This window comes from Streptomyces sp. NPDC039462 (genome assembly GCF_055639375.1).
This window is the reverse complement of record NZ_JBVKAO010000001.1, coordinates 1,015,586-1,028,854: the sequence shown is the minus strand read 5'-3', so window position 1 is coordinate 1,028,854 and position 13,269 is coordinate 1,015,586. Positions and strand designations below refer to the sequence as shown.

The following is a 13,269-nucleotide window of genomic DNA, read 5'->3' as shown; positions in this document are numbered from 1 at the left end:
CGCCCTGGGAGGCTCGGCCCATGAGGAGAGACGCATGAGTGCGGGCAGGGGCGCGGAAGTGCTGCTCATCGGAGGCCGGTCGGGCGTCGGCAAGTCGTCGGTCGGCCTGGAGGTGGCGGCCCTGCTGCGGGCGGCCGACATCGGCCACGCCCTGATCGAGGGCGACCTCCTGGACGCGGTTCACCCGGCGCCGCCGGACGACCCGGACCGCTCAGGGATCACGGGCCGCAATCTCGCGGCGATCTGGGCCAACTACCGCGCGCTCGGCTGCAGCCGGCTCGTCTACACGAATACGGCGAGTGTCCTGGCCGCCGAGGAACACCTCTTCACCCGGGCGCTGGACGGCCCGCGCCTCATCCGCGTCCTGCTGACCGCGACGGACACCACGGCCGAGCAGCGCCTCACCGCCCGCGAACGCGGCTCGGAACTCGAACAGCAGCTGCGGAGAAGTACGTTCATGGCCCGCCACCTGGACGAGCATGCCGCCCCCGGCACACACCACGTCACCACGGACGGCCGCGAGGTGCGGGACATCGCGGCGGAGGTGGTGGGCGTCACGGGGTGGGCGGGGCGCTGAGGGGACGGGGCGGCGCCGACTCGGCGGCGGGGCCCCAGGCCTACGTCCACGGCTACGTCGTATCGGTGACTCTGCCCGCGGCGCCGGAACTCGTTCGGGTTCAGGTGGTCCGGCGCGGCGGGGTCTCCGGCACCGGCGGGGCGGTGGGGGGCATCGGTGGGGCGTCGGGGACGCCGAGGCCGCCGGGCGGGGCCGTGGGGGCCGTGAGTCCGCTGCCGCCCGGCTCGGGCAGCGCCCCGGCGTCCCCGGCATCCCGTGCGTCCTTGCCGGGCCGCGGTCGCGCCGCGTTGCGCAGCAGGACCGCCGCCGCGCCGAGGAGTCCCGCCACGATGAGGGCCGCCGCCCAGTCGGGCAGGCCGAGGTCGATGACGAGGCCGACGGCCAGGGCCGCCGCGGCGCCCGCGTAGAGGGCGGCGGCGCCGGACGCGGCGTACAGCGTTGCCTTGCGACGCTGCTTCTTGGTCTGCTCGCGCAGCTCTTCCCGCAGCTCGGCGCGGATCGTCCGGACCAGTTCGTCGGTCAGGCCCTTGTCGAGGCCGGTCAGTGGCTTATCCGGGCTGGTCAGTGGCTTCTCCGGGCTGATCAGTGGTTTCTCGGGGCCAGTCATGGCGGCCGGGTACCCGCTCCCGCGCCCACGAGACACCGCAGCACGACCCGGACCCGCACGTGACGAGGGACACACCATGGCCGGTTGTCCCCTAGGGTAGGCGGGGCGTGATCGTCCGGATTCGCACCCGGGAAGCACCATCGGAACCACGGAGGTACCCATGTCCTCGAAGCGACGCCGCAAGAAGAAGGCCCGCCGCAAGAACGGCGCGAACCACGGCAGCCGTCCCCAGTCCTGAGGACGGCGCACGGCGAACGGAGGGCGGCACCGCACGGTGCCGCCCTCCGACGTGCGTGCGGGTGTGCGGGCGTGCGGCGGAAGGGAGTTGGGCGCTCTTCTCGCCCGAGGCGGTGGCGGCCGAACGGGCAATCATGAAATCGTTCCGACCATGGAGATCCTGGGAACCACGCTGCGGATCTGCGTCGAGGACCTGGAGTCCTCGGTCGCGTTCTACGAACGACTCGCGGGCGGCAAGGCCCTGCGCTTCGAACGCGGCGGCGTCTCCGTCGCGGCGGTCGGCTGCTTCCTGCTGATGAGCGGCCCGGAGCACGAGCTGGAGGTGCTCCGCAAGGTCGCGGCGACCATCGCGGTCGAGGACGTCGACGAGGCGTACACGATCCTGAACGCCTCCGGGGCGCGGGTCGTCGCGGGCCCGGTCCCCACCCCGGCCGGCCGGAACCTCATCGCGATGCACCCCGACGGCTCCGTCTTCGAGTACGCGGACCGCCGCGTCACCGGAGGCTGACCCGCCGCCCGCCCGGCTATCCTCCACGGCGGGGCGGACGTCCCCCGGGGCGGCGGGCCCGGACCGAGCGGAGGACGGTGCACGTGGCGGGCAGTACGGCGAGCGGCGCGGCGGACGCCACGGCGGGCGGCGCCGAGCGGACGTCGCTGAGCGCCCAGGCGCGCGAGGCCGTCCGGCAGCGCATCGTCGACCGCCGCTACGCGCTCGGCGCCCGCCTGGTGGAGCGGGAGGTCGCCGAGGAGCTCCGGATGTCCCGCGTCCCTGTCCGCGAGGCCCTGCGCGCGCTGGTCGCCGAGGGCCTGCTGGAGCTCCTGCCGCACAGCGGCGTGCGGGTGCGCCGCCTGGAGCGCGCCGACGTACGGCATCTGTACGAGGTGTGGGAGCCCCTCGCCGTCCAGGCGTCCCGGCTCGCGGCCCGCCGGGTGGCGCGCGATGCCCCGGAGGAACCGCCGGGCCTCGCCGCGCTCCGGGCCACCCTCGACCGCGCCGAGCGGGCGTCGGACGCGGACGACGGGGCGCGCGAGGTCGCCGCCCACACCGCGTTCCACGAGGGCATCGTCGCCCTCTCCGGCAATCCGCTGCTCGCCCGCACGATGGAGCAGCTGAGCTGGCAGCTCCAGCTCCTCTTCGGCATGCGCGCCGAGCCCGACCACATGCGCGCCCAGCACCGGCTCATCTACCGGCACATCGCGGCGGGCGACGAGGACACGGCGGCGGCGAGCACGCTGCTCCATGTACGCGACAGCCAGGCGGTGGCCCTGCGGTCGCTCTTCGCAGAGGGCGCGGAGGGCACAGCGAGCGCGGAGGGCTTAGAGGGCCGACAGGGCTGATCGAGGGGCCCGCCGGACGCTCTGTATACCAACCCGCCCGAGCACCCCCGCATCCTGAGGGATGCCCCCCGCCCATACCCGCCCTTATGTCGCCGCATTCCCGACACACCCTTGCGGCACACCAGGCGTTGGTATACAAACTGCGGACGCCCCCCCTTCCGCCGCCCCGCTCCTCCCCCGCCCGAAGGAGTCCCCATGACACCCCTGTCCCGCCGCGGTGTGCTCGCCGGCGCCGCCCTCGCCGGTGCCGGTGCCGCGCTGTCGACCGGCACCCCCACCGCATCCGCGTCCGCAGCCGCCAAGGCCACCGTGTTCCGCAACGTGCGCCCGCTCGGCCGGCGCACCCCCGTCGACCTCACGGTGGTCGACGGCCGGATCTCGGGCCGGCCCGCGCCCAAGGGCGCCAAGGTCGTCGAAGGCGGCGGCCGGATCGCCCTGCCGTCCCTCGTGGACGCGCACATCCACCCCGACAAGACCACGTGGGGCGGCTCCTGGGTCACGCGGAAGCCGGCCAGTGGCATCGCCGACTACGTGGCCCAGGACGTGGAGCTGTTCAAGAGCCAGTCCCGCCCGGTCGGCGAGCGCGCCTACGGCCTGATGGCGCACGCCGTGACCCGCGGCACGCGCGCGATGCGGGCCCACGCCGACGTGGCACCGGCCTACGACCTGGCGGGCCTCGAAGGTGTCGCCCACGCGCGGGACCGGCTGCGGCACGCGCTCGACGTGCAGATCGTGGCGTTCCCGCAGCACGGCGTGGTCCGCGCGCCCGGCACGGCGGAGCTCCTCGAAGAGGCAGCCCGCTCCGGTCTCGTCGACTTCATCGGCGGCATCGACCCGATCAGCTTCGACGGCGCGATGGACGAGCAGCTCGACGTGGTCTTCGGCCTCGCGGACCGGCACGGCGTGGGGGTGGACATCCACCTGCACGACCGGGACGAGAAGGGCACGAAGGTGCTGCGCGCCATCATCGACCGCACCCGCGCGCTGTCCCTGCGCGGCAAGGTCACGGTCAGCCATGTCTTCTGCCTGCCGAACCTGCCCGACACCGAACTCGGCCGGATGGCAGCCGACTTGGGAGAGCTGGACATCTCCTTGACGACTGTGGCGCCGAACGAGTCGCTGGTCCTGCCGATAGCGAAGCTGCGGGAGCACGGGGTGCGCGTCGGCCTCGGCTCCGACGGCGTGCGCGACGCGTGGAGCCCCTTCGGCAATGCGGACATGCTCCACCGCACGCACATCCTCGGCTGGGTCACCGACGTCCGCCTCGACGAGGAGCTGACGGACTGCTACCGCGTGGGCGCCCACGGCGGCGCGGACGTCATGGGCCTGCGGCACGCCGACTTCACCCCGGGCGCCCCGGCCGACTTCATCCTCGTACGCGGCGAGGGCGTGCCCCAGGCCGTCGTCGACATGCCGCAGCGGGACATGGTGGTGCACGGCGGCCGGGTCGTTGCCCGCGACGGCGAACTGGTGTGACCCATAGGTGCGGCCCGCGCAATGACCTCAGGGAGTGTGGTCCGGGCGCATCCGGAAGTCGTACCGCGCCGGTACCTCCTCCCCCGTCGCCGCCGTCCACAGGTCACCCAGCGTCTCCGCGCCCTCCCTGAGGTCCGCCGCCTCGAAGCCGGACTCGAAGACGGCGCGCACGCCCGCCATGTCGCCCTCGGCATGGCGCAGTTGCGCCTCCAGGAGGCGGAAGCGGCCCTCGGCGCGGGTCGTCTCGTGCAGGCGGTCCCAGACCGCGCGGGCCGCTTCCGTGCGGTGCGCGGCGAGCAGCGCGGTGATCGCCTCCCTGCCGAGCGCGGCGGTGGCCGCGGTCCAGGCGGGTCCGTCGTCGCGCCGCTCCTGGCACAGGTCATCGAAGGCCTCCGCATACCGGTCGGCGGCCCGCTCGGTGTTGCCCTCGGCGTGGTCGGCGACGGCTAGGCAGCGAAGCAACGGCCAGCGCGAGGGGGCCAGTTCGAGGCCGCGTTCCCAGCTGCGGACGGCCTGGGCACGGTCGCCCGCGTGCCACTGCGCGACGCCGAGGTGGTACTCGGCGACCGGCCGCGCGGGCGCCGTCTCCAGCATGTCCCGCCAGTGCCGCGCGACCAGCGTGGGCCCGGGCGGCGCGACCTTGCGCGGCTCGGGGACGGCGCCCGAGCGCAGCAGCTCCAGCCACGGCTCCTGCTCGGGACCGAGCGTCGACTCGGGGAAGGGCGTGCCGGGCAACTTGTAGCCCGCGCGCAGGACTTCGAGCGCACCCCAGCCCGAACCCACGGCGAGCACGTCGCCGGGCTCGGTGTCGGCGGCGGTCAGCCACGCTTCGTGGGCCGCGTCCACGGCTTCCCTCGGCAGCGCGTCGCCGAGCCGCGCGGCGACCTCGTCCCGCGCTTCCATCCAGTCGCCGTGCACGCGGTCCGCGGACGCGGTCAGCGGCCCGTACGCCTCCAGCCAGCTGAACTCGGCCTCCGCTTCCAGGCGGACGTGTTCCAGCTGGGTGCGGGCGAGGCCCGACTGGATCTCCGCGTAGCCGCCGGTGCCGGGTTCGGTGAGCCACTCCTGCCAGCGCCGCCCTCCGGTGCCCGTGCCCCAGAGGAAGAGTTTGCGGCCGCGCGGCAGGTCCGTGGAGGTCTGGACGAGCCCGTGCCCGGTGGCGTCGAGCGCGGCGATCCACCGCCGCTCGCCGTCCGGCACGTCGTAGAAATAGTCGGCGGAGTACTCGCTGCGCAGCGGGTACGTCCAGTCGACGCCGTCGGACTCCGGCACGGGCACGCGCCGGAAGCCGCCGGCCTGGTACGCGAAGTGCCAGGCCTCGTCGGCGGGGGCGAGCACCCTGCGCTCCTCGGGCACCGCGATGTTCGACCACCAGTAGACGGGCGCGGGCCTCTCGTGCGGATTGCGGACGCGGACACCGACGTGGAGGAAGTCCGATCCCTCGGGCAACCACAGGTCGACCTGGAAGGGCAGGTCGCGCAGCCGCTCCCACTCCCACAGGCGCAGCATCTCGCCGCCGTCGGGCGCCCGCACGCGGGCCGCGTGCACGGGGGCGCAGGAGAGGGTGGTGTGGCCGGTGGCGCCGATGTTCCACTCGATGCCGCCGGAGATCCACGCGCCGTTGAGCGCGAAGGCGGCGGGCTGCAACACCGGGTTGCGGTACAGGAGTTCGCGTCCGGTCGGCTTGTGCAGGAGCGAGTGGACGCGGCCGCCGTACCCGGGCAGGACGGTGGCGCGCAGCCGGTCGTTCTCGACGACGAGCACGTCGACGGCCGTGTCGGTGCGCTCGCGGCCGTACCCGTCGAGGATCCGGGTGGGCAGCGGTGAGCTCAGCGGTTCGTAACCGATCTGCCGCGCCATGTCGCGCGGCAGCCCCCTCTTGGCGCGTTCGTCGAGGGTGTGCGTTCTCCGCAGCGGCAGCAGGGGCGGCAGCGGGTTCTCGGGCCCCGTTCCCGCGGCGGGTAGAGTCAGTACGTCGCGTCGCACGGTGGTCTTCACGATCACCATGGAACACGGTCCGCGGGGCGGCGGCCAGAGGTCTCCCTGGCCGGCATGGCGCGAAGACCGTCGCGGGCCGCGCGGCGGCGGCCGCTCAGGACGGGACGAGGGCCGACACGAGCACGTCGGTGAGCAGGTCGCCCGCCTTGCCGTCCGGGTCGAGGTCCGGGTCGTAGATGGTGACGTTGAGGCCGACGCAGCGCGGCGAGCGCACGAACGGCCGTATCAGGTCGAGGAGTTCGTCCGCGAACAGGCCGTCGGGCTCGGGGCTGTCGACGGCGGGCATCACCGACGGGTCGAGGATGTCCGCGTCCAGATGCACCCAGAACCCGTCGAGTTCGGGCACTTCCAGGGTCTGCGTGACCGCGCGGGCGACGTTCTCCGCGCCCCACTTCCTGAGCTCGCCGACGGTCGCGTTGGCGATCTTCAGGGTGGTGAACTCGGCGCGGTCCTCGTCCCCGTCCCGCAGTCCGAAGAGGCATACGTCCTCGTCGCGCAGGTAGGGCCGCAGCTCCTCCAGGTCGGTGAGGTCGCGCTGCCCGCGGCCCGTCGCGAGGGCGAGCTCCTCGCCGCCCGCGGCGCCGATCCGGTCGGAGTTGCCGGGGTGCCGGAAGTCGGCGGAGCCGTCCAGGGCCGCGAGTCCGTACCGCCCGATGCGGCGCAGCGCCAGCGCGGCGCCCAGCTGGATCGAGCAGTCGCCGCCGAGGACGACGACGAAGTCCTCGGCGCGCACGTGGTGTTCGATGCGGTCGGCGAGCCTGCGGGTGTACGAGGCGATGGCGTCCGCGTGGAAGACGCCGTCGCCCTCCTGCCAGTCCCCGCGGTCGTAGCGGGGTGGGACCACGACGCCGCCTTCGAAGGCCGCGAGGCGGCGCAGGAGGCCACGCTCGCGCAGCGCGCCGGCCAGTTTGTGGCAGCCGGGCACGGTGCCGGGGGCGGGCGGGCGCAGGCCCAGGTTGGAGGGGGCGTCGACGACCACGATATTCCGCATGCCGCCCATCCTCCGGGACGTGGCCCGACGCTTTCAACACTGCCGCCACCGCGGGAACTTCCGGCGAACGCGGCCTGGCTCAAATGCGGTTCACTCCTGAGGAGTCGCCGCTCCCGGATGCCGGGGAAGGCGGGAGTCCGCCGAGGCACTCGCCGTCCCGGCGGTGACGGCCCAGCGTTCGTGGTCGCGCCAGGCTCCGTCGATGAAGAGGAAATCCGGCGAGAAGCCCTCGTACCGGAAGCCCGCGCGGCGGACAAGGCCGATCGAAGCCTCGTTCCCGGGCTGGATGTTGGCCTCCAGGCGGTGCAGTCCGAGGTCGCCGAAGGCGTACGCCATGACGAGGCCGAGCCCCTCGCTCATCAGGCCCCGCCCGGCGGCGTGTGCGAAGGCGCCGTATCCGAGGGCGCCGCTGCGGAAGGCGCCCCGGACGATGTTGTTGATGTTGATGAACCCACTGACGGCGCCGCTGTCGCGCTCGTACACCAGGAACCCTGCCCTGGCCGGATCCTCGACGAGCGCACCGGCGTACGCGCGGAAGGTGTCGTCCGTGCAGGGCGGGAAGAGCCAGGGGTGGTGCAGCTCCCGGCTCTCCCTGGCGCGTGCGGTGAACTCGGGGCCGTCCTCCAGGGTGAGGGGGCGTATGCCCACGCGAGGGCCTTCGGCGAGGGGTGCGGTGTGACCGGACATGCGTCCACGCTACGTCGCGGGGCGGCCGCGACCACACCGGCCCCGCGCCGCCGACCCTCCTCTCACCTGCGCCTTCGCATGAAGTAGGCGCCGCACAGGGCACCGATGAGCCCCGTGCCGAGGAGGGCCATCCACAGGGGCATGGTCACTTCGGGGATGAGCAGGCGGATCTTGGTGCTGCGGGTGTTCTCGAAGATGAAGACGAGGGTCAGGACGACGATCGCGGCGACGGTCACCCTGCCGGGTGTCATCAGCCCGCCGCCCGGGCCGCCGCCCTTGGAGCCGCCTGTGGAGGTGTTGGGGCTCATGGTGTGGACCCTTCCGTCGGAGGTACGCCGGCCTCCCCCGCCCCCAGCATGGGCAGCCGGGGAGCGGAGCGCGCGCGGTGGGGTGCCTCCGGGGCGGGGCGGTGGGCCGTACGGGTGACGGCGGCGGACGGTCGCGGAGGTCAGTGGCCGACGACCGGCAGGTCGAGGACGCCGGTGTCCTCGGGGGCGCTGGTGACGGTCACGGGCTTGACGCCCTTGTTGCCGCCGTACGCCCCGTCGCTCGCCGCCACCACGAACTGCAACCGGTGGCCCTTCTCGTACCGGTGCACGATGCCGGGCAGCGAGACCGTGAACGGCTTGGTGACGTCCGGCACCCGCACGGGCGCGACGAGGCGGTGGACGAGGGTCTTCTTGCCGTCGGGCGCGACGTCGTACAGCTTGGCGAAGAGGACGAGCTTGTCGGCGGCGTCCCCGGAGTGCTGCACGCGCTCGGTCCGCGGCGAGATCACCTTCAGCGTCGCCCTGGGCGCGCCGACGACGTCCACCGGGCCGGTGAAGGGCTCGGTGGTCCAGTCGAGGTAGGTGCCCCTGGTGTCGTGCGGCCGCGGGTCGGGCAGGCCGAGCATGCCGACGAGCGAGGACTCCGAATGGCTGGTGGGGATCAGCCAGTTGCGGTACTCGCGGCTGCCGCGGGCCACCTTCTTCCTGTTGTCGACGAGCTTGCCGTCGCCGGAGAGGTAGAACCTGCCGCTGAGATCGGGCACTTCGGGGGCGGTGGCGTAGGTGTTGTCCGGGTCGGTGATCCAGTCGCGGTAGTAGGCGAAGGCGGGGCCGGTGTCGGTGTCCTTCTTCAGGTGGAGGTAGCGGTCGAACCAGGCGAGGATGCGCTTGCCTACGTACGACGTCTCCAAGTTGCCCTGTTCGAGATTGAGTTCCCCGGAGGCGGGGTCGGTCGTGCCGCCGCTGTGTCCCCAGGACTGCCAGATCATCTTGGCCGTGGTGCCCTGGGACTTGAGTGTGCTGTACGTCGCTTCGGCTTCGTTGAGGTTGAAGAGGCTGTCGGCCTGCCCCTGCACGAGGAGCGTCGGCGCCTTCACCTTGTGCAGGTACGACACCGGGGAGACGCTTCGCGCGAACTCCTGGAGCGCCTCGGTCCTGTCCGCCGGATAGCGGCCGGAGTTGAGGGTGCGGATCGTCTCGCACGCCTTGGTAACGAAGTGCAGGCAGTCGAGGCGGTTGATGCGGGAGGGGTCCAGGTTGGGGACGAGGAGCGGCTGACCCTCGCCGATGAGGTAGAAGCCGTTCATCCACTGCCATTTGGCGGCGCCGGGGACGCTGCGGTCGGCCGCGTTGTTCGGGTCGAGGGAGTACGCGAGGTCGTGCCAGGTGATCATCGGGACGAGCGCGTCGACCCGGTGGTCCACGGCGGCGGTCGCCAGCTGGACGGCCCCGCCGTACGAGCCGCCGATCATGCCGACGCGCGGGTCGCCCTTGCCGTCGGCGGTGACGTAGTCGGCCCTGGTCCCGTCGTCGGCGGCCCGCTTGCCACCGAGGAAGTCGATGAGCCCGGACGCCGCCCTGCCGTCGATCTCCGGATCGTCCAGGGAAATCAAGCACCCCGACTTGCCGAACCCGAGTCCGGAGTAGACGAGGGAGACGTAGCCGCGCTCGGCGAAGGCCTTCCCGGTGGCGGCGGTCCCGTCGGACTTGCTGCCGCCGAAGCCGTTGGTGGTGAGCACGGCCGGCGCGGGGTGCGCGGCGTCCACGCCGGCGGGCCGGTACAGGTCGGCGTCGATCGTGCAGTTCCTGCCGCCCGCCTGGACGGTGAACTTCAGCGCGGTGACGGTGTACTGGCCCGCGGCGCTCGCCGGCGCGGGGGCGGCGAGCGCGAGCGGCGCGGCGAGCGCCGCCACGGTGGTGAAGGTCAGGGCACGGCGACGGGACAAGGGGACCTCCACGCTGAGGACGGCCGACGACCGGTGACTACTGGCCGGTAAGTACCGGCCGGAGTCATGCTGTGACACGTGTCATGTAGAGGTCAATGCCCGTGACAGCGGTTTCTGTCCGGAGCTTCCGTGCGGGGACGCCCTCCCGCGCGGCTGCGCCCGTCGGACAAGCGCAGGCCCGGCAGACCGGCGCGGGCCCGTCAGACCAGCGCGGGCCCGTCAGACCAGCGCGGGCTCGTCCAGCGTCAACGTCCCCGCGTCCGCGTCCAGTTCGCCCGCCACCCCGAACGGCACCGTCAGCGCCCCCTCGCAGTGCCCGAACCCGAACTCCTCGGCCACCGGCACACCGAGCCCGCCGAGCCGGTCCGCGAAGAGCGCTCGCAGCTCGTCGCGGGTCCCGCACTTCTGCCACGAGCCCAGCACGATCCCCGCCACGCCGTCCAGCCAGCGGGCGCGCAGGAGTTGGGTGAGGATCCGGTCCAGGCGGTACGCCTCCTCGCCGGTGTCCTCGATGAAGAGCAGGCCGCCGCGGGCGGAGGTCCGGGCCGCGGGCGTGCCGAGGTCGGCGGCGAGCAGCGACACACAGCCGCCGAGCGTGACGCCCCTGGCCCGGCCGCCGGCCAGCGGCGCCGCGTCGGCTGCCGCGGTCCGGACGACCCGGGTCTCCTCCGGCGCGAAGAGCGTCGCCCGCAGGTGTTCCTGGGCCCGCGTGTTCTTCAGGAAGTCGGTCGTGGCCGTCATCGGGCCGTGCAGGGTGGCGACGCCGAGCCGCGTGGCGAAGGCCTCGTGCAGGACGGTGATGTCGCTGTAGCCGAGGAACACCTTGGGCCCGGTGGCCCGTGTCGCCGCCCGCAGCGCCGCCCAGTCGACGAGGTCCACCATCCGCTGGGCGCCGTACCCGCCACGGGCGCAGAACACGGCGGCCACGGACGGGTCGCACCAGGCCCGCTCCAGGTCGCGGGCGCGGTCGGCGTCCGCCCCCGCGAGGTACCAGAACTCCGGGTGACGCTCGCGCACATGGGGCGCGACCACGGGGTCCAGGTCCCAGCCGCGCAGGATGTCGAGGCCCGCTTCGAGCTGGTCGTCGGGGACGGGGCCGCTCGGCGCGACGACGGCGACCCGCGCGCCGGGGGTGAGGCGGGCGGGCCGCACGAGAGGTGTCACTTGGTGAGCTCCAGGGTGGGCACAGGGCCCGCGAGGTCGAGCCTGAACACCTGGGCGTACAGCGAGAGTTCCGCCTCGAGGGCGCGGACCATGGTGTCGGCTCGGCGGAACCCGTGCCCCTCGCCCTCGAAGGCGATGTGGGCGTGCGGGACGCCGCGCCCCGCCATCCTGGCGAGGAACCGTTCGGACTGGGCGGGCGGACAGACCACGTCGTCGAGCCCCTGGAGCAGCAGGAACGGGGTGGTGATCAGTTCGGCGTGCAGCACGGGCGAGCGCTCGGCGTACCGCCCCGGGACCTCGTCGAGCCGGCCGACGAGGGACTCCAGGTACCGCGATTCGAGGTCGTGGGTCTCCCCCGACGCGAACGCGGCGAGGTCGAGCACGGGGTAGATGATGGTTCCGCAGGCGTAGACGTCCGTGCTGGTCAGGGAGACAGCGGTGGTCCAGCCGCCCGCGCTGCCGCCGCGGATCGCGAGCCGGGCCCGGTCGGCGGTGCCCTCGTCGGCGAGGCCGAGGGCGACGGCCGCGCAGTCCTCGACGTCACCGATGCCCCACTGCTCGCGCAGCCGGTCGCGGTAGGCGCGCCCGTACCCGGTGGAGCCGCCGTAGTTGACCTCGGCGACGCCGATGCCGCGCGAGGTGAAGTAGGCGACGGCCAGGTCGAGCACCAGGGGCGAGCGGCCGGTGGGTCCGCCGTGCGCCCACACCACGTAGGGCGGCAGCTCGTCGTCGGGCGCGATGTGGCCGGGGTGGTGCGGCGGGTAGATGTGCGCGTGGATCTCGCGTCCCGCCGGGCCGTAGAAGGTGCGGATCTGCGGTTCCGGGTAGTACGTGGGGTCGACCGGGTCGTCGTGGGCGGCGCCGATGACGCGGGCGTGGCCGGTGCAGGTGTCCAGTTCCACGACCTCGTACGCGCTGCGGGGGCTCGCGGCGACGCCGATCACGCGGGTTCCGTGTGCGGCGACGGTGGACGCCCACTCCGTCCAGGGGCCCGCCGAGTCGACGACCTCGCCCGTCTCGGGGTCGAGTATGCCGAGTGCGGTGGCGCCCTTGCCGTGCACGACGGCGATCAGTCCGCTCTCCAGGGGGGCGAACCAGTTCAGGCCGATCTGCCACAGGGGCCCGGCGAACTCCTCCTCGCGGGGGCAGAGCGGCTGCACGTCGGCGGTGTGGGGGTCGGCCCGGTACAGGTTCCACCAGCCGGTGCGGTCGCTGGAGAACAGCAGCCGTCCGTCGTGGGCCCACTCGACCTGCACGATCGATTCCTCGGGACCGCCCGCGAAGGTCCGTGCCGCGCCGAAGGTGCCGTCGTCGCGCACCTCGGCGAGCGTCAGTTCCGTGCCGTCCCACGGCATGCGGGGGTGGTCCCAGGCGATCCAGGCGGCGTGGGCGCCGTCGGGCGACAGGCGGGGCCCGGTGACGAACCGGTGCCTGCCGTCGGACAGTTCGCGCACGGCACCCCGGTCCTCGGCCGCCGACCCGTCGAGCGGCACGGCCGCGATGACGCGCCGCAGGTCGGTGGACGCTTCGCCGGTGAACTCCTCCAGGACGCACCAGACTTCGCCGCGGTCGGTGTGGAGCACCGGGTCGGCCCAGCGCAGTCCGCCGCCGACGGCCGAGACCGGGGTCAGGGGTCTCGGTTCGGCGCCGGGGGCGTCGGGCTCGTACGCGTACAGGCGCTGGTCGGCGAAGTCGACGAAGACCACCAGGGGCCCCTCGGGGCGCTCGGCGCCGGCCCAGGGGCGGCCGCCGTACTCGACGACGCGGCTGCGCACGTTCCACGGCGCCGGGAGCACCGTGCGCTCCTCGCCGTCGGGCAGCCGCCGCACCAGCGCGCGCCGGCCCGCCTCGGTGGGGCGCGGTTCGGTCCACCAGGTCTCGGCGCCGACGAAGCCCACGTACCCCGGAGCGCCGTCGTGGGTGGCGGCGAGCTCGGCGTCGATCGGCGACGGCCATGATCCGTACGCCCGGGTCTGCAT

General features: G+C 73.5%; 13 protein-coding genes. 5 read left to right on the top strand and 8 right to left on the bottom strand.

Features of this window, described 5'->3' with window-relative positions; all coding sequences use genetic code 11:
• The first annotated feature begins 34 nt into the window (after positions 1-34).
• Positions 35-577: a nucleoside/nucleotide kinase family protein gene (locus ACZ7LU_RS04335; RefSeq protein WP_471915644.1), complete on the top strand. Its 543-nt coding sequence runs from the start codon at positions 35-37 to the stop codon at positions 575-577.
• 100 nt (positions 578-677) lie between these two features.
• Here the strand turns inward: ACZ7LU_RS04335 and ACZ7LU_RS04330 are convergent, their stop codons facing one another.
• Entirely contained in the window at positions 678-1,184 is a 507-nt protein-coding gene (locus ACZ7LU_RS04330; protein ID WP_471915643.1) for a phage holin family protein, read from the bottom strand.
• 160 nt (positions 1,185-1,344) lie between these two features.
• Here ACZ7LU_RS04330 and ACZ7LU_RS04325 point away from each other — a divergent pair, with 160 nt between their 5' ends.
• The 4 genes from ACZ7LU_RS04325 to ACZ7LU_RS04310 all read left to right on the top strand — a co-directional run bounded on the left by ACZ7LU_RS04325 (position 1,345) and on the right by ACZ7LU_RS04310 (position 4,235).
• The gene (locus tag ACZ7LU_RS04325) at positions 1,345-1,422 is read left to right on the top strand and encodes a 50S ribosomal protein bL37 (RefSeq protein WP_370443954.1); all 78 of its coding nucleotides are present in this window, start codon (positions 1,345-1,347) and stop codon (positions 1,420-1,422) included.
• Positions 1,423-1,572: 150 nt separating this feature from the next.
• A complete protein-coding gene (locus tag ACZ7LU_RS04320; RefSeq protein WP_398299672.1) occupies positions 1,573-1,929 on the top strand; it encodes a VOC family protein in 357 nt (118 codons plus the stop codon).
• Between the two features lie 83 nt (positions 1,930-2,012).
• The gene (locus ACZ7LU_RS04315; protein WP_471915642.1) at positions 2,013-2,759 is read left to right on the top strand and encodes a GntR family transcriptional regulator; all 747 of its coding nucleotides are present in this window, start codon (positions 2,013-2,015) and stop codon (positions 2,757-2,759) included.
• 195 nt (positions 2,760-2,954) lie between these two features.
• A complete protein-coding gene (locus ACZ7LU_RS04310; protein ID WP_471915641.1) occupies positions 2,955-4,235 on the top strand; it encodes an amidohydrolase in 1,281 nt (426 codons plus the stop codon).
• A gap of 27 nt (positions 4,236-4,262) precedes the next feature.
• Here ACZ7LU_RS04310 and ACZ7LU_RS04305 read toward each other — a convergent pair whose 3' ends face one another.
• The 7 genes from ACZ7LU_RS04305 to ACZ7LU_RS04275 all read right to left on the bottom strand — a co-directional run bounded on the left by ACZ7LU_RS04305 (position 4,263) and on the right by ACZ7LU_RS04275 (position 13,269).
• The gene (locus tag ACZ7LU_RS04305) at positions 4,263-6,242 is read right to left on the bottom strand and encodes a DUF5107 domain-containing protein (protein ID WP_471915640.1); all 1,980 of its coding nucleotides are present in this window, start codon (positions 6,240-6,242) and stop codon (positions 4,263-4,265) included.
• 85 nt (positions 6,243-6,327) lie between these two features.
• Positions 6,328-7,224 carry an arginase family protein gene (locus tag ACZ7LU_RS04300; RefSeq protein WP_471915639.1) on the bottom strand — a complete coding sequence of 299 codons (897 nt, stop codon included), beginning with the start codon at positions 7,222-7,224 and terminating at the stop codon, positions 6,328-6,330.
• A 90-nt stretch (positions 7,225-7,314) separates the two neighbouring features.
• On the bottom strand, positions 7,315-7,911 hold the full coding sequence (locus ACZ7LU_RS04295; protein WP_471915638.1) for a GNAT family N-acetyltransferase: 597 nt from the start codon (positions 7,909-7,911) through the stop codon (positions 7,315-7,317).
• Between the two features lie 62 nt (positions 7,912-7,973).
• Positions 7,974-8,219: a DUF1049 domain-containing protein gene (locus ACZ7LU_RS04290; RefSeq protein WP_398299683.1), complete on the bottom strand. Its 246-nt coding sequence runs from the start codon at positions 8,217-8,219 to the stop codon at positions 7,974-7,976.
• Positions 8,220-8,359: 140 nt separating this feature from the next.
• Positions 8,360-10,126, bottom strand: a complete 1,767-nt coding sequence (locus ACZ7LU_RS04285) for a CocE/NonD family hydrolase (protein WP_471915637.1) — start codon at positions 10,124-10,126, stop codon at positions 8,360-8,362.
• 219 nt (positions 10,127-10,345) lie between these two features.
• Positions 10,346-11,290, bottom strand: coding sequence for a S66 peptidase family protein (locus ACZ7LU_RS04280; protein ID WP_471915636.1), 945 nt, complete (start codon positions 11,288-11,290; stop codon positions 10,346-10,348).
• Complete coding sequence (locus ACZ7LU_RS04275; RefSeq protein ID WP_471916476.1) at positions 11,287-13,269, bottom strand: prolyl oligopeptidase family serine peptidase; 1,983 nt, start codon at positions 13,267-13,269, stop codon at positions 11,287-11,289. The genes ACZ7LU_RS04280 and ACZ7LU_RS04275 overlap by 4 nt, the downstream gene beginning before the upstream one ends.

Bases quoted from the DNA above. Each gene is read 5' to 3' on its own strand.
- ACZ7LU_RS04275 (WP_471916476.1), bottom strand. From the start codon at position 13,269: ATGCAGACCCGGGCGTACGGATCATGGCCGTCGCCGATCGACGCCGAG.
- ACZ7LU_RS04295 (WP_471915638.1), bottom strand. From the start codon at position 7,911: ATGTCCGGTCACACCGCACCCCTCGCCGAAGGCCCTCGCGTGGGCATA.
- ACZ7LU_RS04320 (WP_398299672.1), top strand. From the start codon at position 1,573: ATGGAGATCCTGGGAACCACGCTGCGGATCTGCGTCGAGGACCTGGAG.
- ACZ7LU_RS04335 (WP_471915644.1), top strand. From the start codon at position 35: ATGAGTGCGGGCAGGGGCGCGGAAGTGCTGCTCATCGGAGGCCGGTCG.
- ACZ7LU_RS04290 (WP_398299683.1), bottom strand. From the start codon at position 8,219: ATGAGCCCCAACACCTCCACAGGCGGCTCCAAGGGCGGCGGCCCGGGC.
- ACZ7LU_RS04300 (WP_471915639.1), bottom strand. From the start codon at position 7,224: ATGCGGAATATCGTGGTCGTCGACGCCCCCTCCAACCTGGGCCTGCGC.
- ACZ7LU_RS04325 (WP_370443954.1), top strand. From the start codon at position 1,345: ATGTCCTCGAAGCGACGCCGCAAGAAGAAGGCCCGCCGCAAGAACGGC.
- ACZ7LU_RS04310 (WP_471915641.1), top strand. From the start codon at position 2,955: ATGACACCCCTGTCCCGCCGCGGTGTGCTCGCCGGCGCCGCCCTCGCC.
- ACZ7LU_RS04305 (WP_471915640.1), bottom strand. From the start codon at position 6,242: ATGGTGATCGTGAAGACCACCGTGCGACGCGACGTACTGACTCTACCC.
- ACZ7LU_RS04330 (WP_471915643.1), bottom strand. From the start codon at position 1,184: ATGACTGGCCCCGAGAAACCACTGATCAGCCCGGAGAAGCCACTGACC.